The organism is Mesorhizobium australafricanum (assembly GCF_033977265.1).
Classification (GTDB): domain Bacteria; phylum Pseudomonadota; class Alphaproteobacteria; order Rhizobiales; family Rhizobiaceae; genus Mesorhizobium; species Mesorhizobium australafricanum.
This window is the reverse complement of sequence record NZ_JAVIIT010000006.1, coordinates 62,497-81,775: the sequence shown is the minus strand read 5'-3', so window position 1 is coordinate 81,775 and position 19,279 is coordinate 62,497. Positions and strand designations below refer to the sequence as shown.

19 protein-coding genes and 1 pseudogene are annotated in these 19,279 nt (G+C 63.8%); 13 read left to right on the top strand and 7 right to left on the bottom strand.

Going from position 1 to position 19,279, the window contains the following annotated elements; translation table 11 throughout:
• Positions 1–52: 52 nt before the first annotated feature.
• Positions 53–1,177: a sugar ABC transporter substrate-binding protein gene (locus RFM98_RS13650; protein WP_320309365.1), complete on the bottom strand. Its 1,125-nt coding sequence runs from the start codon at positions 1,175–1,177 to the stop codon at positions 53–55.
• A gap of 424 nt (positions 1,178–1,601) precedes the next feature.
• Positions 1,602–2,834: an MFS transporter gene (locus RFM98_RS13645; RefSeq protein WP_320309364.1), complete on the bottom strand. Its 1,233-nt coding sequence runs from the start codon at positions 2,832–2,834 to the stop codon at positions 1,602–1,604.
• A gap of 152 nt (positions 2,835–2,986) precedes the next feature.
• Between RFM98_RS13645 and RFM98_RS13640 the strand changes: the two genes are divergently transcribed.
• Positions 2,987–3,274 carry a DUF3175 domain-containing protein gene (locus RFM98_RS13640; RefSeq protein ID WP_320309363.1) on the top strand — a complete coding sequence of 96 codons (288 nt, stop codon included), beginning with the start codon at positions 2,987–2,989 and terminating at the stop codon, positions 3,272–3,274.
• A gap of 34 nt (positions 3,275–3,308) precedes the next feature.
• Here the strand turns inward: RFM98_RS13640 and RFM98_RS13635 are convergent, their stop codons facing one another.
• On the bottom strand, positions 3,309–4,085 hold the full coding sequence (locus tag RFM98_RS13635) for a FadR/GntR family transcriptional regulator (RefSeq protein WP_320217605.1): 777 nt from the start codon (positions 4,083–4,085) through the stop codon (positions 3,309–3,311).
• A gap of 101 nt (positions 4,086–4,186) precedes the next feature.
• Positions 4,187–5,083, bottom strand: coding sequence for an NAD-dependent epimerase/dehydratase family protein (locus tag RFM98_RS13630; RefSeq protein WP_320309362.1), 897 nt, complete (start codon positions 5,081–5,083; stop codon positions 4,187–4,189).
• A gap of 146 nt (positions 5,084–5,229) precedes the next feature.
• Between RFM98_RS13630 and RFM98_RS13625 the strand changes: the two are divergent.
• Positions 5,230–6,171: pseudogene (locus RFM98_RS13625) on the top strand (NAD(P)-dependent oxidoreductase); the annotation flags it as partial.
• Positions 6,172–6,273: 102 nt separating this feature from the next.
• On the opposite strand, the gene RFM98_RS13620 reads toward RFM98_RS13625, so the two are convergent.
• Complete coding sequence (locus RFM98_RS13620) at positions 6,274–7,263, bottom strand: sugar-binding protein (RefSeq protein ID WP_320309361.1); 990 nt, start codon at positions 7,261–7,263, stop codon at positions 6,274–6,276.
• 451 nt (positions 7,264–7,714) lie between these two features.
• Between RFM98_RS13620 and RFM98_RS13615 the strand changes: the two genes are divergently transcribed.
• From RFM98_RS13615 to RFM98_RS13565, 11 genes are all read left to right on the top strand, one after another.
• Positions 7,715–8,458 carry an ATP-binding cassette domain-containing protein gene (locus RFM98_RS13615; RefSeq protein ID WP_320309597.1) on the top strand — a complete coding sequence of 248 codons (744 nt, stop codon included), beginning with the start codon at positions 7,715–7,717 and terminating at the stop codon, positions 8,456–8,458.
• Positions 8,459–8,500: 42 nt separating this feature from the next.
• The gene (locus RFM98_RS13610; protein ID WP_320217609.1) at positions 8,501–9,499 is read left to right on the top strand and encodes an ABC transporter permease; all 999 of its coding nucleotides are present in this window, start codon (positions 8,501–8,503) and stop codon (positions 9,497–9,499) included.
• Between the two features lie 199 nt (positions 9,500–9,698).
• The gene (locus RFM98_RS13605; RefSeq protein WP_320309360.1) at positions 9,699–10,526 is read left to right on the top strand and encodes a helix-turn-helix domain-containing protein; all 828 of its coding nucleotides are present in this window, start codon (positions 9,699–9,701) and stop codon (positions 10,524–10,526) included.
• Between the two features lie 123 nt (positions 10,527–10,649).
• Positions 10,650–11,093 carry an SRPBCC family protein gene (locus RFM98_RS13600; protein ID WP_320309359.1) on the top strand — a complete coding sequence of 148 codons (444 nt, stop codon included), beginning with the start codon at positions 10,650–10,652 and terminating at the stop codon, positions 11,091–11,093.
• Positions 11,094–11,105: 12 nt separating this feature from the next.
• Entirely contained in the window at positions 11,106–11,900 is a 795-nt protein-coding gene (locus tag RFM98_RS13595; RefSeq protein ID WP_320309358.1) for an FAD binding domain-containing protein, read from the top strand.
• Between the two features lie 60 nt (positions 11,901–11,960).
• Positions 11,961–12,443, top strand: coding sequence for a (2Fe-2S)-binding protein (locus RFM98_RS13590; protein WP_320309357.1), 483 nt, complete (start codon positions 11,961–11,963; stop codon positions 12,441–12,443).
• Positions 12,444–12,454: 11 nt separating this feature from the next.
• Complete coding sequence (locus tag RFM98_RS13585) at positions 12,455–13,822, top strand: xanthine dehydrogenase family protein molybdopterin-binding subunit (RefSeq protein WP_320309356.1); 1,368 nt, start codon at positions 12,455–12,457, stop codon at positions 13,820–13,822.
• Position 13,823: 1 nt separating this feature from the next.
• Positions 13,824–14,828, top strand: a complete 1,005-nt coding sequence (locus RFM98_RS13580) for a xanthine dehydrogenase family protein molybdopterin-binding subunit (protein ID WP_320309355.1) — start codon at positions 13,824–13,826, stop codon at positions 14,826–14,828.
• 6 nt (positions 14,829–14,834) lie between these two features.
• Entirely contained in the window at positions 14,835–15,716 is an 882-nt protein-coding gene (locus RFM98_RS13575) for an AAA family ATPase (protein ID WP_320309354.1), read from the top strand.
• A gap of 149 nt (positions 15,717–15,865) precedes the next feature.
• Positions 15,866–16,984, top strand: coding sequence for a vWA domain-containing protein (locus RFM98_RS13570; RefSeq protein WP_502572760.1), 1,119 nt, complete (start codon positions 15,866–15,868; stop codon positions 16,982–16,984).
• Entirely contained in the window at positions 16,984–17,871 is an 888-nt protein-coding gene (locus RFM98_RS13565; RefSeq protein WP_320309596.1) for an amidohydrolase family protein, read from the top strand. The genes RFM98_RS13570 and RFM98_RS13565 overlap by 1 nt, the downstream gene beginning before the upstream one ends.
• A gap of 4 nt (positions 17,872–17,875) precedes the next feature.
• On the opposite strand, the gene RFM98_RS13560 is transcribed toward RFM98_RS13565, so the two are convergent.
• Both RFM98_RS13560 and RFM98_RS13555 read right to left on the bottom strand, forming a co-directional pair.
• Positions 17,876–18,406: a GNAT family N-acetyltransferase gene (locus RFM98_RS13560; RefSeq protein ID WP_320309352.1), complete on the bottom strand. Its 531-nt coding sequence runs from the start codon at positions 18,404–18,406 to the stop codon at positions 17,876–17,878.
• A 27-nt stretch (positions 18,407–18,433) separates the two neighbouring features.
• Positions 18,434–18,841, bottom strand: a complete 408-nt coding sequence (locus RFM98_RS13555) for a carboxymuconolactone decarboxylase family protein (protein ID WP_320309351.1) — start codon at positions 18,839–18,841, stop codon at positions 18,434–18,436.
• Positions 18,842–19,279: the final 438 nt, after the last annotated feature.

Genomic DNA, 19,279 nt, shown 5'->3' with positions numbered 1-19,279 from the left:
TGGCATCAGGTGGCCGGCGCCGTGGGAATTTCCGCGGCACCGGCCGGTCAGACTACTTGTTTTCCTTGGTCTGGCCCATGATTTCCTGCGCGGTGAAATTGATGCCGCAGGTCGGGAAGGAATTGCCGACGAAGAAATTGTCCGACTGGTCGGGGAAGAAATCCTGGCCGGCCTTGAAGTTCGGGTCCTCCACGATTGCCAACGGCAGCTTGACCGACTGCGGCACGACATTGCCTTCGAGCGCGGCGATCGCTGTCTTGATGGCGACCGCAACCTGGGCCGGGCCGGTGCCGGCGGACGAGCATTTCAGCCCGTCGCCCGCATGCGCGGCACAGAATTTGCGGAAGCCGTTCTCCGTCTCGCCGCCAAACGGCACGAATGGATGCTTGGCGTCGATCATCGCCTGCACGATGCCGGTATCGCCGCCCTGTCCGGTGATGCCGTCGAAAGGCCCGCTGGTGGCGATCGCATCGGCCGTGGCCTTCTGCGCCACGCCGTCGTCCCATTTGCCGACGACCTCGGTGACCTGCCACTTCTTGCCTGACCCGTCGAGCACCTCGTGGATGCCGTTGTGGCGGTCGGTATCGACCGAGGTACCGGCAACGCCGCGCACCTCGAGCACCTTGCCGCCGTTCGGCACATGCGAAACCAGCCACTTGCCCCAGAGCTCGCCCAGGCCTTTCTGGTCGACATTGACGTTGATGGCGTCCTTGGTGTCGAGAATGTTGTCGAAGGCGACGAGCACGACACCGGCTTCCTTGGCGCGCTTGATGACGGGCCCGAAAGCGGTCGGATTCTGAGCGTTGACGACGATCGCGTCAAAGCCGGAATCGATGAAGTTGTTGATCGCGGAGATCTGCGCCGGCACATCCTCGCCGGTCGACACGACCTTGAATTCCTTGAGCTTCTTGGCGACATCGGGCTGCGCCGCATAGGCCTTGGCCGTCTGGATCATCTGGATGCGCCAGGTGTTGGCGATGTAGCCGTTGGCAAGCGCGATGCGGTAAGGACCGTCTTTCTTCGGATACTTGAAAAACTGCGTATCGGCCGCCCAGGGCGCAAAGCAGTCCGGCTCGGCTGCCGGTCCCTTGACCACTTCGGGTCCGGCGATCGCCGACGAACTCAGCATGACGAATGCAGTGGCGGCAATGACGCCGCCAACGAGTGACTTGATCATCGATATTCCTCCCAGTTGCAGTTCTGCTTGTGATGATTCTTCGCGCTATCGGCCGGCATCCTCCGCCCAACCAAACCGCTCACAGGACGGCCTGCGTCGCCCCGATCCTCCTCTTTCCCCTCACCATCCTGGCAATTTAGAAAACTATCATATTATACATAATAAACAAGCATCAGCTGTTGCTTATGTATAATAAACAGACTTCCGACTTTGCCGGATGTTGATTTTACAGATGGTCGGGCGGCCGCCGCCACGGCGGGAGCGCGGCTTGGTCAAAGCCCGGTTCCACCGCCTTCGACGCGCGGTTGCAGCTTCAGGGTCGGCATCCGTGTCATCGCGCCACCAAGCCAGCTTTGCCGACTGGGTCGCGTATGCGTCCACCATTGTCAAGCAACCCGATTTCGGCGCCAGGCCGATCGATCCGTCAGGCAATCGCTGCGGCGCGGCGGTTGGCTTTCCACATCAACAGCGCGATGGCTGCGAGGTTGACGAGGTTCCAGCCAATTCCGTTCAGGAAGGCGGCGGCGTAAGAACCGGTGAGGTCGTAGATCCAGCCCGACATCCAGCCGCCGACCGCCATGCCGAAGATCGTCGCCATCAGGACGATGCCGACGCGCTGGCCGGCTTCCTTTGCCGGCATGTAGTCGCGCACGATGATCGCATAGCAGGGCACGATGCCGCCTTGCGACAGGCCGAATACCAGCGAGACGACATAGAGCGATGCAAGCCCGTCGAAGGGGATATAGAAGAACAGCGACAGGCACTGCAGCGCCGAGCCGATCAGCAGCGTCTTCACCGCCCCGATGCGGTCAGCGAGGAAGCCGGAGCCGATCCGGCTGATGACACCGGCGGCCAGCATGATCGACAGCATGTCGGCGCCATGCGCGACGCCGTAGCCCAGGTCCATGCAGTAGGCGACGATATGCACCTGAGGCATCGACATCGCCATGCAGCAGCCGAAGCCGGCAATCACCAGCAGAATCTGCAACTGCGAGGGCGACAGCGAGATCGGCTGCACCGGCCGGCCGCGAAGCGTGCCGGAAATCCCCTCATGCGGCGCGCGCCGTCGCAACAGCAGGACCAGCGGCACCATGGTGCCGAGGCAGATGACCCCGATCACCGCATAGGTGAAGCGCCAGCCATGGCCTTGCATCATATAGGGCATGACCGTCGGCCAGACCGCCCCGGCCACGTAATTGCCTGACGCCGCCACCGTCACCGCAACGCCACGGCGGCGATTGAACCAGTGCGAGACGTCGGCGATCAGCGGACCGAAGATCGCCGAACAGCCGACACCGATCAGCAAGCCTTGAGCAAGCGTGACGCCCAGGATCGAATTGGCGAGCGACGCCAACAGAAATCCTGCGCCAAGCGCCAAGGAAGCGGCGAGTGCCGGTATCCAGTATCCAAAGCGATCGATGGCGCGTCCGATCAGCGCGTTGCCGGCGGCAAAGCCCACCATGGTCGCGGTATAGGGCATGGAGGCTGCGGCGCGATCAACGCCGAATTCGGCCTGCACCGCGGGCAGGACCACGACCACCGCCCAGGTGCCGACACCGCCGATCGTCGCCAGCAGCAAGGAAATGCCAAGCCGCGTCCACGCATAGAAGCTGTCGATGCCGGCGCTGTGTGCCGCGTTTGCTGAAACTGTCGTCACGGCGTTTCCTGTCGGCGATTTCTTCGAGATCGGAGCGCGCACTATCGGCCCATTTCCCGGGCCGAGCAGCGCCACGACGCACAATTCAGTGGCTCCAGAACCGGGAACCCACCTCGCCTCATGGAGTTCTTGCCTGAAGGAAGGAGTTCGCCATGACCGCCAAGAAGAAATGGTCGGCCGACGTGACCGAGCACAGCGATGCGATGGATCTCGAGGATCACGTCTTCGAATCCGACGACGCCAAGAAGATCGCCGCATCGCTGAAGCGCTCGGCCGAGCACAGCGACCGCCGCAAGGCGGAGCCGTTCCAATCCGCCATGTCGATGTTGAATTTCTACATCAACCGCGCCGGCAAGAACCTGCCCGACGCGCGCAAGAAAGTGCTGGAAAAGGCGAAGGACGAGCTGCGCGTCGCCTTCGGCCGGGAGAAGCAGGACTAGAAAGCAGCAAGCCTTGCCCGAATACCGGCAGGCCTCAGCGCGACTGGATCACTTCGTCCGTATTCGCCAACAGTTTGCGCACTGCATTACGCGCCGCATCCGGTCTTTTCAGGCGGATATTCCTCTCGATCGCCTCATGCAGCTTCTGGGCATGATGCAGATCGTCCCGTTCGCGCGTCGTGTAGGTGAAGAGGTGGTCGAAGGCGGATTCGATCAGCACGCCGAGCGGCACCAGCAGGTCGTTGCCCGAAGCCCTCAGGATGGCGAGGTGGAAGCGCGTGTCGGCGCGGGTGCGCTCCTGCAGATTGGTGGCCTCGCCCATCTCCCGACAGGCCTGGCTGATCTCGGCCATCTGCTCGTCGGTGCGCCGCATCGCCGCGAAGGCCGTCGCCTCCGGCTCGATGATATGGCGGAATTCCTGGACCGTCCTCAGGAAAACCTCGCGATCCGGCGACGTCGCGTACCAGGACAGCACGTCGCGGTCGAGAAGGTTCCAGCGTTCCTTCGGCTCGACCCAGCTGCCGATCTTCGGCCGCGACGCCAGAAGGCTCTTTGCCATCAGCATCTTGATCGCCTCGCGCACCGCGGAGCGGCTGACGTCGAAGGTCTCAGACCATTTTGCTTCGTTGGGCAGGATGGTGCCCGGCGGATAATCGCCACGCACGATCCGAAGGCCGATTTCGCTGGCCAGCGAAGTGTGCACGCTTGCGCCCGGGATGCGTGGCGCGTTGGCCCGGCGAACGCCGGCCTGACGCTCCGCCGCTGCCGTTTTCGTCGGCCTTTTTTCGTTGTTCGGCTTCGCGTCCCGCATGGTTCCAGAAAATCCCGTTTTCAGAAGCTGTCAAGCACGGCAGGCCCGCTTTGCCGCAACGCGCGAAGATGTGCACAGATCAACCGGCATTTGGCGCCGCCTCACGCCGTTTTGACGTATTTGCGCCAGCTGTGCTGCGGCCGGAAGCCGAGCACGTCGCGCGCCTTGCGGTTCGAAAGCAGCGTCTCATATTCGCCAAGCTCGGCCTTGACCGGCACGCCCGGATAAAACCGGTTCAAAAGCTCCGCCGTCGGCAGGTCGGATGAGGTATCGTCATTGGCTGCGTTGAACACCTGATAGCCCAAGCCGTCCTTCTCGATGGCGCGCAAGGTGATCTGGCCGAGATCGCGCGCATCGATGTAGCTCCAGGCGATGCGCTTGCGGAAACCGGGGTCGGCGAACCATTTCGGGAACAGCGAATATTCATGCGGCTCGATGACGTTGCCGATGCGCAGCGCATAGATGTCGAAGCCGCTGCGCAGCGCGAAGGCGCGCGCGGTCTTCTCGTTGACGATCTTCGATAGCGCGTAAGAGTCCATCGGGTCGACGTCATAGTCCTCGTCGAGCGGAAAATGCGTGGGACTGCGCGGCTCGTTGGCAAAGACCAGGCCGTAGGTCGTCTCCGAGGAGGCGATGACGACCTTGCGGATACCGAGCTTCACCGCCGCCTCGATCACATTGTAGGTGCCCATCGCGTTGATGCGGAACACCTCGTTGTCGGGCGTGATCATGATGCGCGGGATCGCCGCGAAATGCACCACGGCATCGACCGGCTGCGCCCTGAGCGACGGGTCGAACTCGTGCAGGCCCATATAGCTCGACAGCGCGTTGAACACCTGGCCGCTGTCGGTGATGTCGGTGATCAGGGTGCGCACCTTCGGATTGTCGAGCGGCCTGGCGTCGATGTTGAGCACCTGGCAGCCATGTTCGACCAGATACTGAACGACATGCCGGCCTGCCTTGCCGCTGCCACCGGTGAACATGATCCGCTTCGTCATTTTGCTCTCCACAATTCTCGGAAATTATGTGTATTGTCGGACAATATGGTATTCCGCAATCGACCGCCACCGCGAACCGCTAAAACCGTCTCGACAATCGCCCGCGGCGCGGGCGACCATCGCCACGAAAGACAGGGAAGAAAGACGACATGAGCACCGCCGCTGCCCGCGAAAACATCGGTTTCATCGGTCTCGGCCTGATGGGGCACGGCATCGCCAAGAACATCGTCGACAAGGGTTATCCGCTGACCTTCCTCGGCCGCAAGAACCGCAAGCCGGCGGAGGACTTGGCTAGCCGCGGCGCCAGGGAAGTGGCCGCGTCCAAGGACGTGGCGGCGGCCTCCGACATCGTCTTCATCTGTGTCACCGGCTCGCGCGAGGTGGAAGCGATCATCCGCGGCCCCGGCGGGCTGAAGGAGGGTCTCAGGAAGGGCTCGGTCGTCGTCGACTGCTCGACCTCCGATCCGGTCTCGACCGTGGCCTTGGCCGCCGAACTCAGGGCGCTCGGCGTCGACTATGTCGATGCGCCCCTCAGCCGCACGCCGAAGGAGGCCTGGGAAGGCACGCTCGACGCCATGGTCGGCGCGCCGGACGCGGTGTTCGCCAGGCTGAAGCCGGTGATCGAGACCTGGGCCGGTCGCATCGTCCATATCGGCGACACCGGCGACGGCCACCGCATGAAATTGCTCAACAACTTCATCTCGCTGGGCTATGCGGCGATCTACTCGGAGGCTCTCGCCCTGGCCGAGAAGGTCGGCATCTCGCCACCGCGCTTCGACAGCGTCATCCGCAACGGCCGCATGGATTGCGGCTTCTACCAGACCTTCATGCGCTGGACGCTGGAGGGCGACCGCGACGCGCATAGGTTCACCATCGCCAATGCCTTCAAGGACCTGACCTATCTGGAATCGATGGCGGGCGCGGCCGGCATCGCCAACCCGCTCGGCAACGCGACCAAGAATTCCTTTGCGACCGCTTTCGCCACCGGCCCCACTGAACAGTATGTGCCGATGCTCGCCACCCATATCGGCAAGCTCAACGGCGTCGACCTGATGCCTTCGAAGGACGGCGTTAAGCAGAAGATTTAGGCGGGAAGCGCCCTGCCCTGTTCAATCGCGGGAGCAGGCGCCGGAAAAGATAGGGGCGCCCGGTGGGCGCCCCTTTTGACACTTCCGGACACAGCCGGCGCCCTACTTCTGGATGCAGGTGTCGGCCGTTTCCTTGGTGCATTCGTCGAGGCCGGTGAAGACCGGATCGTCGACCTTCTTGTTGCCGATGAGGTCGAGCATCACCGAAGGCGCCTTGTAGCCCATTTCGAACGGCCGCTGGCCGACCAGCGCGGTCACCAGGCCTTCCTTGGCGATCGCCACCTCGTCGCCGATCGTGTCGGCGGCGCCGATGACGAACTCGTTCTTGGCGATCTTGTCGGCCATCGGCTTGAACAGGTCGCGATAGGGCTGCGGGGCGCCGAACAGCGGCCAGCCGCCCATGATGCCGAAGGCGTCGAGCTTCGGATTGGCGGCGAGGATGTCGGTCATCGCCTGGACGCCCTTGGCACCGTCGTCGTTGGTGAACACCGGGCAACCTGCGGCTTCGGTCCAGCCGCCTTCGCCGGCAAGTGCCGCGAGGCCTTCCTTGCCCGTCAGCGCGTCGCGCATGCCTTGCGCGCGGCGCAGGATGTTGTCGGCGGCCGGATTGCCCTCGATGGTGCAGATCGTGCCGCCATTCGGCTTGGCCTTCTTGATGTATTCGCCGATCTTCTTGCCCATCAGGTAATTGTCGGTGCCGAGATAGGTTTTGCGAAGGGCGGCGTCTTCCTTGGTCAAGTCTGCGTCGACCGTCATGATCGGGATCGACGGATTGGCGCTCTTGATCGTCTGCGCGATCAGCGGCGCGTTCGACGGCGAGATCGCCATCGCTACAGTGTCGGGCTTGCTCAGCATGTCCTGCACGATCTGGGCCTCGCCGGCTTCGTCCGAGGTCGACGCCGGGCCGGTGTAGAAGCACTCATATTCCGAGCTGGCGTTTTCCTTGTTCCATTTCTCGCAGCCCTGATGGATGGCTTCGAAGAACGGATTGTCGAGACCTTTCACGACGATGACGAGCTGTTTCTTGGCCAAAGCCGGCCCGGCGCCCAACGCCATGGCGGCGACGGCGGCAAGCAAAAGTGTTTTCCTCATATCAGTCCTCCCTTGAAACAGACGGACACCGCGTGCCCGCCATACCGATCAGCCCGGATGCACAAGAACTGGACGAGCATCCCATGATGTTCGCGTCCTGGGCCGAGCTGATAAGCATTTGCCGATCCGCCTGCCCCGAATACCGGTGCAGTCGGATCCTTGATCATCAAACCTTTTGCCCGCCTCCGCCGGATAGACGGTCGAGGAGCAATTCTTCCTCCAAGGCTTAGCTAATATCGGCTTTTCGCCAACGTCAATTCCTATTTGTCCTACAAAACCGATTTTTCGTCGAGACTCGAAATTAATCGTCTGACAATTGATTGACGCCCCTGTCCGCTTTTGCCTAAATGCATGCATCACGCTCGTCCGGGAGGAAATGGACGAACGGGACGCAAGCGGCGCCGGCCAGGTCGGCGACGGCCGCGGCGATAGATGGGGAGGCTTAAGTCTGGTGTCGGTTCTCGAACTCGCCAACATCTCGAAGCATTTCGGCGCCATCCAGGCGGTCAACGACGTCTCGCTTTCGCTGGAGGCCGGCGAAGTCGTCGGTCTGATGGGCGACAACGGCGCCGGCAAGTCGACGCTGGTGAAGATGATTGCCGGCAATTTCCACCCGAGCCACGGCACCATGCGGTTGGACGGCAAGGAGCTTGTCCTGCACAAGCCGGCGGATGCGCGCCAGCATGGCATCGAGATCGTCCACCAGGACCTTGCGCTCTGCAACAACCTGACGGCGGCGGCAAACGTCTATCTCGGCCGCGAGCTGCGCCGCGGCCTCGGCCCGTTCCGCATCCTCGACTATGGCGCGATGTACAGGCGCGCCGGCCAGCTCTTTGCCGAGCTGAAATCCGAGACCCGGCCTCGTGACCTCGTCAAGCAGATGTCGGGCGGCCAGCGCCAGGCGGTGGCGATTGCCCGCACCATGCTGTCGCAGGCCAAGATCGTGCTGATGGACGAGCCGACCGCGGCGATCTCGGTCAGGCAGGTCGCCGAAGTGCTCAATCTGATCCGGCATCTGCGTGACCAGGGCATCGCGGTGGTGCTGATCAGCCACCGCATGCCCGACGTGTTCGACGTCGCCGACCGTGTCATCGTCATGCGCCGCGGCCGCAAGGTGGCCGACAAGAAGATCGCCTCGAGCTCACCCGAGGAAGTCACCGGGCTGATCACCGGCGCCATCGAACAGGTTGCTTGATCGCGCGGAATTCCGCGCCGCACCTCTCAGGAAAGGTCGATAATGGCAGTCACCCTTGACCAGACCATCGCGCAGAAGCAGCACACCTTGCTGTCGCGGCTCTTTGCCAACCAGACTTTCTGGGTGGTGATCGCGGTCATCCTCGCCTGCCTGTTCCTGTCTTTCGCCACCGATTCCTTCGCCACGTCGAAGAACCTCTTCAACATCACCCGCAACGTCACCTTCGTCGCCATCGTCGCGCTCGGCATGACCTTCGTCATCATCACCGGCGGCATCGACCTGTCGGTCGGTTCGGTGCTTTGCCTGTGCTCCATGGTGCTCGCCGTCACCATGCATGCCGGCTATTCGATCGAAATCGGCATCCTGGCCACGATCGTCACCGCGCTCGCCATCGGCGCCTTCAACGGCGTGCTCATCGCCTATCTGGGCTTCCCGCCCTTCGTGGTGACGCTTGGCATGCTCTCGGTCGCCCGCAGCCTCGCCATGGTCGCCTCGAACAACACCGTGGTCTTCCAGTTCGGACCGGATCACCAAAAGCTTCTGGCGCTGGGCGGCGGCGCCTGGCTGTTCGGCATCGCCAATCCGGTGCTCTACATGATCATCCTGGCGCTGATCACCGGCTTCATCCTGCGCTGGACGAAGTTCGGCAGGCACATCTTCGCCATCGGCGGCAATGAGCACGCCGCGACGCTGACGGGTGTTCCGGTCAAGCAGATCAAAGTCGCCGTCTACATGATCTCGGCACTGTCGGCGGGGCTTGCCGGCATCATCCAGACCGGCTGGCTCGGCGCCGTCACCACCAATCTCGGCACCGGCATGGAACTGCAGGTCATCGCCGCGACCGTCATCGGCGGCGCCAATCTCGCCGGCGGCGTCGGCACGGCGCTCGGCGCCATCGTCGGTGCCGCCCTCATCGAGGTCATCCGCAACAGCCTTGGCCTGCTTGGCATCAACGCCTTCTGGCAGGGCACTTTCATCGGCGGCGCGATCATCCTGGCGGTGCTGTTCGACCGCGTCCGCAACTTCCGCCGCAGCGACTAGAGCGCGGCGTCCCCTTCTCCCCTTGTGACCCCTTGTGGGAGAAGGGGAATGCCGCCCCTATCGCTCAGTCTGAAAATCCGCCCGGGCGCGTCGAACACATGTTTGGCTGCGCCTGCCTGCCTTGACGCAGCCGCAAGCCGGCCGCACTATTCCCAGGCAGGCGAAGGGAGGCCCGTCGCCTGCGGGAGGAACTGTACCCATGACGGACGCGATCAGGCTCTATTGGGGCCGGTTCGGACATGTCTCCGTGCTCAATGTCGCCAACGACTTCGTCACCCATGCCCATGGCGAGGCGCATCTCATCATCTGGCTGGAAGGCACGGCCGGCGAAATGACCATCGGCCGCGAGACGGTGAGGCTTGGGCCGGGCACCGCCGCCGGCATCAATTCGTTCCAGCCGCACAGCCACGCTCTCTCGCATGACGGCAGGCCGGGCCTGTTCCTCGCCTTCTACATCGATCCCGACTGGGCGCGCCGGCGCCGCGACCTGCCCTCCTCGGCGCCATTGTTCACGCAAGCCGCGATCACGCTGGAGCCATGGCTGCATCAGGCGGCGGCGAACCTGCTCGATCACCTTACCGACAATGAGAGCATCGACGACGTCGCCAATTACGAGATCGAGCGCTTCATCGACTCAGTGCTCGATGCCGCGGATGCCGCGGCGCCGCAGGCGGCGCGTGCGCGCATCAACACGATGCTCGACTTCCGCGTCCGCAAGGCGATCCAGCTGATGAAGGCCAATGTCTGCGAGCGCATCTCATTCGACGATGTCGCCCGTTCGGTCGGCCTGTCCCGCCCGCACTTCTTCGCCCTGTTCAAGGAACAGACCAACCTGACGCCTAACGTCTACTGGAACACGCTGCGCATGGAGGAAGCCGTGCGGCAGTTGCAGTGGTCCGAGGCACCGCTGATCTCGGTCGCCTGCAATCTCGGCTTCACCACCCAGGGCAATTTCTCGCGCTTCTTCCGCGACCATGTCGGCGTGCCGCCGACGCTCTACCGCGAGGCGGCGCGGGCCATGGCATGAACGCCTTTTCAGGCTGATCCGTCGCTTTTTCCGACTGGTTGATACGCGCCCAAGACGCATTGATAAGCGCCGCCTCATCAGCCGCCCTAGCCTTCTCCTGATCTTTGCGAGGGAAAACAGTCTATGGCGAAAGTCACCATCTCCAGCGTCATCGACGCGCCGGTCGAGCAGGTCTGGGCGCGCATCCGCGACTTCAACGGCTTGCCGGGCTGGCACCCGCGCATGGTGGAAAGTCATATCGAGGACGGCAAGGACGCCGCCTCGATCGGCTGCGTGCGCAACTTCCAACTGGCCAGCGGCGCAAGGCTGCGTGAAAAGCTGCTGGACTTCTCGGATGAGAACTTCCTCGTCAGCTATTCGATCCTTGAAACGCCGCAGCCGCTCACCAATCACAAGGCGACGCTGCAATTACGGCGCGTCACCGACGGCAACCGCACCTATGCCGAATGGACAGCGAGCTTCGACGCCGCGCCCGAGGATGCCGACAAGCTGGCCGAGGGCATGGGCGCCAATGTCTTCCAGGGCGGCTTCAATGCCCTGAAGGACCATTTCGCCGGCAAGAACTGACGGGAGCGCGCCATGTCGCTTGCGCTGCAGACTTTTTCGACGGTGAAAGATGCCAACGCTGCCTTGCAGGCCGCCGGCACGCGCTATCTCGGCGGCGGCACACTGGTGGTGCGCGCGGCCAATGAAGGCGATGTTTCCGTCTCCGGCCTCGTCCGCGTCACCGATCCCGGCCTGTCGCAGATCGCCGTTTCCGGCGGCAAGGTACGGCTCGGCGCTTCCGTCACCATGGCAGCGATTGCCCGCCATCCCGAGCTTGACGCGCTTGCACCGGCCGCGCGCGCCGTCGGCGGACCTGCGATCCGCAACATGGCGACCGTCGGCGGCAACCTGTTCGCCCCGGCCCCCTACGGCGATTTCGCCGTGGCGTTGCTGGCGCTGGACGCGACCGTCGTCACCGAAGCTGGCGAAATGCCGATCCAGACCTTCCTGGATGGTCGGGATACCAGCCGCGTCATCGTCACGGCCGTCGGTTTTTCGTTACCCAAGGCCGAGAGCTTCCGCTTCCTCAAAGTGTCGCGCGTCAAACCGAAGGGTATCTCGGTGCTGAGCATCGCCGCGCTCTTGCAGCGCACGGCAGACGGCACGGTGACCTCGGCGCGGATCGCGCTCGGTTGCATGGCCGATCGGCCGATGCGCGCCAAGGCGGCGGAGAAGGCGCTGCTCGGCTGCAAGCTCACGCCCAATGAAATCGCGCCGGCGCTGGCCGCCGCGAGCGAGGGCATCGCGCCGATCACCGATCCGATCGCCAGCGCCTGGTATCGCGCCGAGGTCCTGCCGGTTCATCTCGGGCGGTTGCTGCTGAACTGAAATCCATCGGGGGACGCGCGTCTGTCCGGCCGATCCGGGCAGGCGCGCAAGGGAGGAAGAATGGCGAAGGTCCCGGTTCAATTCACGCTCAACGGCTTCGAGAAAGCCGAGTTCGTCGAAAGCGGCGCGACGCTGCTCAACGCATTGCGCGACAAGATCGGCGACACCTCGCCCAAGGGCGGCTGCCATCAGGGCACCTGCGGCGCCTGTTCCGTCATCATCGATGGAGAACTGAGGCTCTCCTGCCTGACGCTCGCCGAAACCTGCAACGGCGCCGATATCAAAACGACCGCCGGCCTCGCCGAAGGCGGCGTGCTGCATCCGCTGCAGCGCGCTTTCCTCGATGCCTTCGCCACGCAATGCGGTTTCTGCACGCCTGGCATGATCATGGCCGCCAAAGTGCTGCTCGACCGCACGCCGAACCCGAGCCGCGAGGACGTCGTCGAGGCGCTGTCAGGCAACATCTGCCGCTGCACCGGCTATGAGCCGATCATCCAGGCCGTGCTGACCGCCGCGCGCGCCAACTCGCAGAACGCCGCCTGAGGGGACGAGCCATGAAACTGCGCAAGGATTATTTCGCCGATGTCCGCAAGGACGGCCACCACGAGATCGGCCAGCCACGGCCGCGCCTCGATTCCCCCGGACATGTCACAGGCAGGACCGCCTATTTCGCCGACCGCAATTTTCCCGGCATGCTTCATCTGAAGATGCTGCGCAGCCCGCATCATCACGCCCGCATCCGCTCGATCGACACGTCGGAAGCGGAAAAGCATCCGGGCGTCGTGCGCGTGCTGACTGCCAAGGACGTGCCGCACAATGTCTACACCATCCTGATCCTGATCCAGGTCGGTCCCGAGGACGAAACGGTGCTCGCCGACGGCAAGGTGCGCTGGAAGGGCGAGGCCGTGGTGGCGGTGCTGGCCGAGACCGAGCGCGCGGCGCAGGAAGCGGCGGCCAAGGTCAAGGTCGATTACGAGGTGCTGCCGGCCGTCTTCGACATGGAGGAAGCGCTGAAGCCGGGCGCGCCGCTCGTCAACGAATATCATGGCCGCAACTATTACCTTTACGACAGCGGCGAGTGCCGCAAGGTGCGCTTCGGCGATGTCGAGGCAGGCTTTGCCCAGGCCGACCACATCCTCGAACAGTCCTACCAGTCCTCGCCCATCGAGCACGCGCCGACCGAGACCACGGGCTGCGTCGTGGCGCCCGAGGGCAATGACCGCTTCACCTGCTACACCAACACGCAGGCGATGTTCTTCACCCTCGACAACACCTCGATCATCCTGCAGATGCCGGGCAGTAAATTGCATTTCGTCGGCGGCACCGTCGGGGGCGGTTTCGGCGGCAAGGTCGACGTCATCGTCGAGCCGATCGCCATCCTCGGCGCCAAGCTCACTGGACGTCCGGTCTCCTTCGTCTACAGCCGCGAGGAAGAGATGCAGATCTCCTCGCCGCGCGCCGCCGAAAAAGTCGTGATCAAGGACGGCGTCATGAAGGATGGCCGCATCGTCGCGCGCAAGGTAACCGGCTACACCGATGCCGGCGCCTATTCGCGCCATTCGCCCTATGGCGCGCAGAAGGGCGCGGCGCACTATCCCGGGCCCTACACCATCCCCAATGTCTGGATCGACACCTATTGCGTCTACACCAATCGCACCCCTTCGTCGGCCATGCGCGGCTTCGGTGTGACCATCGGCGACTTCGCGCTCGAAGTGCAGATGGACAAGCTGGCGCGGCTGATCGGCATGGACCCGCTCGAATTCCGCTTCATCAATGCCTATCGCGACGGCGACATGAAGGCGCATCGCCAGCCGACCGAGGGCGCAGCGCTGATCGAGTGCATGCAGGAAGCCTCGCGCGCCGCCAACTGGCCGGTGGCGGAAAAATACATGGCAATGTCCTCCTACAAGAAGGGAGCCTGAGATGGCGATCCGGCGTGGACGCGGCGTCGCCGCGATCAACTATCCGACCGGCATGAACCTCGGCGGCGACCCGACGCAGGCGCTGGTGCATTCGACGCCGACCGGCAATTTCATGGTCACGCTCTCCAGCGTCGATCTCGGCCAGGGCATGAAGCAGATCATGGCGCAGATTTGCGCCGAGACGATCGGCGTGCCGACCGACCGCGTCATCATCGACACCGCCGACACCGACACCGGCCCGCATTGCATGGGCACCTTCGCCTCGCGCGGCACGCACCGCGCCGGCAATGCCGTCATCCAGGCGGCCAAGGAAGCCCGCCAGGTGATGCTGGAGGTGGCCGCCGAAGAACTGGAAGTGGATGCTTCCGACCTTGAGACCGATGGCCAGGGCAACATAGCGGTCAAAGGCGCGCCGCAGAAATCGATCTCGATCTTCGATGTCGCGCTGTCGGCGCATTTCAAGCGCGGCCGCTCGATCTCGGGCCGCGGCATGTTCCTGGTCCCACGTTCCTATCCCGAAAAAGAGACAGGCGCGATGAAGCCCTCGACCTGCTACGCCCATGCCTGCACCGTGGCCGAGGTCGAGGTCGACGACGAGACCGGCGAAGTGACGGTGCTCGCCGTGAAGAACGTCTTCGAGATCGGCCGCGCGCTCAACCCGAAGATGGTCGAGCAGCAATTGGTCGGCGGCTCCTGGATGGGCATCAGCCACGCGCTTTACGAGACGACCGAGCCCTATTATCCGAACCGTGAGCATGGCGGCACCGACTTCAACCAGTATCTGATGCCGGGACCGGGCGATCTTGCCGAGACCGAGATCATCGTGCTGGAGCGCCCCTCCGCCGACGGACCGTTCGGCGCCAAGGGACCTGGCGAGATGTGCGCCAACCCGCAGATCCCGGCCGTCGCCAATGCCGTCTTCGACGCCGTCGGGGTACGCATCGACACGCTGCCGATCACGCCGGAGCGCATCCTGCGGGCGCTGAAGGCGCAGGCCGCGGGTTGAGGGAAAATGATCCGCGCCGAATTAGCAGAGGTCGCCGCTTCGCCAGAAGCAGTGGCCGCGCGCCTTGCCGCTTCGCGCTATCTGGCCGACGACAGCCTCGCGACCGCGATCTTCCTGGCGATCCGGCTGGGCAAGCCGCTGCTGCTCGAAGGCGCGCCGGGCGTCGGCAAGACCGAGGCCGCGAAGGCGGTCGCCGAACTGCTCGGCCGCGAGCTGGTGCGCCTGCAATGCTATGAAGGCATCGATGCCGGGCATGCGCTCTACGAGTGGAACTACCAGCGCCAGCTGCTCGCCATCCGCCATGCCGGCGAGCACGAGATCGACATCTATGACGACCGTTTCCTGATCGCCCGGCCGCTGCTGCAGGTGCTGCGCGCGCCTGAGCAGCGCGTGCTGCTGGTCGACGAGATCGATCGTTCGGATCACGAGTTCGAAGCGCTGCTCTTGGAATTCCTTTCCGACTTCCAGATCAGCATTCCGGAGCGCGGCACGATCCGCGCCGCAACGCAGCCGATCGTCATCCTGACCTCCAACCGCACCCGCGAGCTGGCCGAGGCGCTGCGCCGGCGCTGCGTCTATCATTGGATCGGCTATCCCGACGCCCAGCGCGAGGCCGAGATCATCATGCTGCGCGCCGGCGATGTCGCCGAAGCAACGGCGTGCGCGGTGGCGAGCGCGGTGCAACAGATCCGCGCGCGGCCCCTGGCCAAGCCGCCCGGCATCGCCGAGGCGGTCGAATGGGCGAACGCCGCGACCATCCTCGAAAAAGGCGGCAGCCCGTGGCCGCAAGCCTTCCGCCGCGCCATCGGCGTGCTGATCAAGGACGAGGAGGATTTGTCTGTCATTGCGCCTGAATTCGGCAAGATTGTCGAGGAGGCGATGGGGTGAGCCGTGACCTCGACAATCCCTTCGCCCCGTTCACGGGGAGAAGGTGCCCCGAAGGGGCGGATGAGGGGCAGCGCCACACTGGGAAGAAGTCGGCGCCGCCCCTCACCTGCCTGCCGGCATCCTCTCCCCGTGAACGGGGAGAGGAAAGCCTGCCCCCCTCCGCCGCACCCTTCCTCGGCTTCGCCCGCCTATTACGCCGCCACGCCTTCGCCATCGCACCGGAACAAGTGACCAGCTTCATGCAAGCAGTCACCCTGCTCGGACCGCGCTCGATGAATGACATCCGCGAGGCAGCGCTTGCGACCCTGGCGCCCCCACCCGACCGCCGCGGCGAATTCGAAGCGCATTTCCGCGCCTATTTCTACGACGACGCCAAGCCTTCGATCGAGGGGGAGGAGGACGACGAAACCCGCGTCAAGGACGATCGCGGCACCCGCGAGGAAGAGAACCAGGTCGCTCGCCAGGAGAAGGGTGGCGAGCAGTCCTCGGCACTCGAACAGCTGAGCAGCCGCGACTTCCAGCGCGACACCGATGGTCTTGGCCAGTTCCGCCGGAACCTTGCTTCGGCCCTGCCCGTCCGCCGCTCCTTCCGCACGGCGCGCACCCGCTCGCGCGGCACGCTCGACCTCCGACGCTCGCTCAGCGAAATCGTCAGCGCCGATGGCGACATCCCCTCGCCGCTGTTGCGCCGCCGGCAGGCCGTATCGCGAAAACTGCTTCTGCTCGTCGATGTCTCCGGCTCGATGAAATTGCACACCGCCGATTATCTCAAGCTGGCCCACGCCGCGGTGCAGGGCGCGGACCGCGCGGAGGTCTTCACCTTCGGCACGCGCCTCACCCGCGTCACTTCGGCGCTGCGCATCCGCGATCGCGAGCAGGCGCTCGCCCGCGCCGCAGCACTCGTCGACGATTGGGACGGCGGCACCCGCATGGGTCCGACATTGCTCGCCTTCCTGTCGGTGCCGCGTTTCTCCGCCTTCGCGCGCGGCGCCTGCGTCGTAATCCTGTCCGATGGCCTGGAGCGCGGCAGTCATGCCGAATTGGAGATGGCGATGCGGCGGTTCAGCACCCGCGCCTTCCGGCTGTCGCTGGCGACGCCGCTGGCCGGCGATCCGCGCTTTCGCCCGGCGACGTCAGCGCTGCGCGCCATCCTGCCGCTGCTTGACGATCTGGTCGACGGCTCGTCGGTCAAAGGCCTGGCCGATTTCATCCTGGCGCTCGCCCGCCCGGCTCCGGCGGCCGAGACCATCTGGAAAAGGGTTTCGTGATGCAGAAAGCCATCGACGCGCATTTCCACATCTGGCGGCAGCAGGACCAGCCCTGGCTGGTCGGGCCGATGGTGCCGCGCATTTTCGGCCCCTACGAGCCTATCCGCCGCGACTATCCGATCGCGGAATTCCTCGAAGACCAGAAAGGCTCGGGCGTCGAGAAGGCCGTCTATGTCCAGACCAACTGGGCCAAGGAGGATTTCGAGAAGGAGGTCGCCTTTCTGCAGAAAACCGCCGAGGAAACCGGCTGGCCGCACGCCATCGTCGGCTATGCCGACATGACGGTCGACGACGTCCGCCCGCAGATTGACCGACTGAAAAAATATTCGCTGCTGCGCGGCGTGCGCATGCAGCTCCACTGGCACGCGACGCCCGCCTTCCGCGTCGCCGCCTCGGCCGACCAGGTGATCGATCCCAAGGTGCGGAAGAACGTGGCGAGGCTGAAGGACTACGACCTCTCCTTCGATCTGCAGCTCTTTCCGGCGCAGATGAAGGATGGGCTGACGCTGGTCGGCGAGAACCCGCAAACCAATTTCATCCTCACCCATGCCGGCATGCTGACCGGCACGGAGCCGGAAACCACTGAAGCCTGGAAGGCCGGATTGCGCACGCTCTCAGCAGCGCCGAACTTCTACGCCAAGCTGTCCGGCCTCGGAACCTTCGTCCACCGCAACGACCCTGCGCTGATCGCCTACATCATCGACAATGCCATCGACATTCTGGGGGCCGACCATCTGATGTTCGGCTCGAACTTCCCGATCGAGAAGCTCTGGACCAGCCACGCCGAACTGATCAAGGCGCACCGCGATGCCGTGGCGAAGCACGGCGTGGCGGCCGAGGCAGATGTTTTCTGGAACACGGCAGAGCACGTCTACAGGCCAGTCTAGTCGCTCACAAGGCACGCCCCAAAACCTGGACCATGTGCTGTTTGACCCCGAAGCTGACGGGCCCCGCCGTCCGCACCAGTTCGAAACCTAGGCCCCGCCAGAAGCGAAGCGCCTGTTTGTTTTCCTCGATCACGCCAAGTTCCACGCGTTCGACATTCCGCAATTTCAGCCACCTGAAAAAGTCGTGGCATAGAGCCCGTCCAACCCCTTGTCCACGAAGGGACTTGTCGATCACCAGCAAGGCAATCCACCAACAGCCCGGTTGCGGATAGCCGCGGTCGCAGGCCAGCAAGCCAACGATTTCGCCATCGACAGCTTTCAATCCGAACACGAACTTGTCGGCCTCAGTCCGGTTTGGCGGGAAGCTTTCGAACTCCTCCCGCGCAATGGCGGCGCTGGGCTCCTCGCCGCGTTCCAGCGCGACATAGTCCGCGCAAGCCTGATAGAGCCGCACCAGTCGTGGCGCATCGCTTCCGAGCAGCCCTTCGATCTCGTAGCCGGAGAGCGAAATTGGAAATCTGGTGGTCTTATCCATGAGACTCTTGCCCCGAAAGGGTCGCCCTTAATTCACCTCGAACTGCGGATCGACCGGAATCTGCATTGCAGTCACCAGATGGTTGGTCTGCCCGGCCAGGCCGATGATCGACACCAGCTCGCCATGCTGCGCGTCGGTCATACCCTTGGCTCGCGCCGCCGCGGTGTGCGAGTGGACGCAGTAGGAGCAGCCATTGGCGGTCGATACAGCGATATAGATCATTTCCTTGGTCAGCGGATCGATGGCGCCGTCGGCGATCATCACCGCCTTCAGTTGTTCCCACACACGCTTCAGCGAGACCGGATCATTGGCCAGCCCGCGCCAGAAATTGTTGACGAAGTCGGATTTGCGCGTCGCGCGGATATCGTCGAACACAGCCTTCACCGCCGCGATTTTTTCGACCTCGGCATCGCTGAGAAGCTTTGTGGTGGCCATGGCATTTTCCTTTCAGTGAATTGATGGTGCCGCTCGTTGAACCAAGTGTTGCGCATAGACGGCTAACCTGTTTGTCCGATTCAGTTTTAGCTCGAAACAACACACTGCCGCGGAGGTTGGCCGAAGCACATCAGCATCGTCATTCTAGGGCGGAGCAAGGAGCGTAGCGACGCGCGCAGACCCTAGAATCCATGCCGTGACCTCGCGCGAAGGGCGCAGCGAAGCAGAATTCTGGACCGTAGCGGCGCCTGAAAGTAACGGAATGGATCCTCGGGTCTGCGCGCGTCGCTTCGCTCCTTGCTCCGCCCGTGGATGACGAAGGACGGACGATTCGGCCAATTGTCGAAGTGCGCACCATCCAACACCCTAGTGAACCGCCGCATACATGATCTTCTCCTCCGTCGCCGACACCGGCGATGATCTTGGTCAGCGTCGACT

What these genes read in the sequence shown, in the direction of transcription:
- RFM98_RS13605 (WP_320309360.1), top strand. Translation starts at nt 9,699, where the DNA reads ATGACGGACGCGATCAGGCTCTATTGGGGCCGGTTCGGACATGTCTCC.
- RFM98_RS13565 (WP_320309596.1), top strand. Translation starts at nt 16,984, where the DNA reads ATGCAGAAAGCCATCGACGCGCATTTCCACATCTGGCGGCAGCAGGAC.
- RFM98_RS13600 (WP_320309359.1), top strand. Translation starts at nt 10,650, where the DNA reads ATGGCGAAAGTCACCATCTCCAGCGTCATCGACGCGCCGGTCGAGCAG.
- RFM98_RS13610 (WP_320217609.1), top strand. Translation starts at nt 8,501, where the DNA reads ATGGCAGTCACCCTTGACCAGACCATCGCGCAGAAGCAGCACACCTTG.
- RFM98_RS13650 (WP_320309365.1), bottom strand. Translation starts at nt 1,177, where the DNA reads ATGATCAAGTCACTCGTTGGCGGCGTCATTGCCGCCACTGCATTCGTC.
- RFM98_RS13555 (WP_320309351.1), bottom strand. Translation starts at nt 18,841, where the DNA reads ATGGCCACCACAAAGCTTCTCAGCGATGCCGAGGTCGAAAAAATCGCG.
- RFM98_RS13630 (WP_320309362.1), bottom strand. Translation starts at nt 5,083, where the DNA reads ATGACGAAGCGGATCATGTTCACCGGTGGCAGCGGCAAGGCAGGCCGG.
- RFM98_RS13590 (WP_320309357.1), top strand. Translation starts at nt 11,961, where the DNA reads ATGGCGAAGGTCCCGGTTCAATTCACGCTCAACGGCTTCGAGAAAGCC.
- RFM98_RS13640 (WP_320309363.1), top strand. Translation starts at nt 2,987, where the DNA reads ATGACCGCCAAGAAGAAATGGTCGGCCGACGTGACCGAGCACAGCGAT.
- RFM98_RS13620 (WP_320309361.1), bottom strand. Translation starts at nt 7,263, where the DNA reads ATGAGGAAAACACTTTTGCTTGCCGCCGTCGCCGCCATGGCGTTGGGC.
- RFM98_RS13575 (WP_320309354.1), top strand. Translation starts at nt 14,835, where the DNA reads ATGATCCGCGCCGAATTAGCAGAGGTCGCCGCTTCGCCAGAAGCAGTG.
- RFM98_RS13560 (WP_320309352.1), bottom strand. Translation starts at nt 18,406, where the DNA reads ATGGATAAGACCACCAGATTTCCAATTTCGCTCTCCGGCTACGAGATC.
- RFM98_RS13595 (WP_320309358.1), top strand. Translation starts at nt 11,106, where the DNA reads ATGTCGCTTGCGCTGCAGACTTTTTCGACGGTGAAAGATGCCAACGCT.
- RFM98_RS13585 (WP_320309356.1), top strand. Translation starts at nt 12,455, where the DNA reads ATGAAACTGCGCAAGGATTATTTCGCCGATGTCCGCAAGGACGGCCAC.
- RFM98_RS13580 (WP_320309355.1), top strand. Translation starts at nt 13,824, where the DNA reads ATGGCGATCCGGCGTGGACGCGGCGTCGCCGCGATCAACTATCCGACC.
- RFM98_RS13635 (WP_320217605.1), bottom strand. Translation starts at nt 4,085, where the DNA reads ATGCGGGACGCGAAGCCGAACAACGAAAAAAGGCCGACGAAAACGGCA.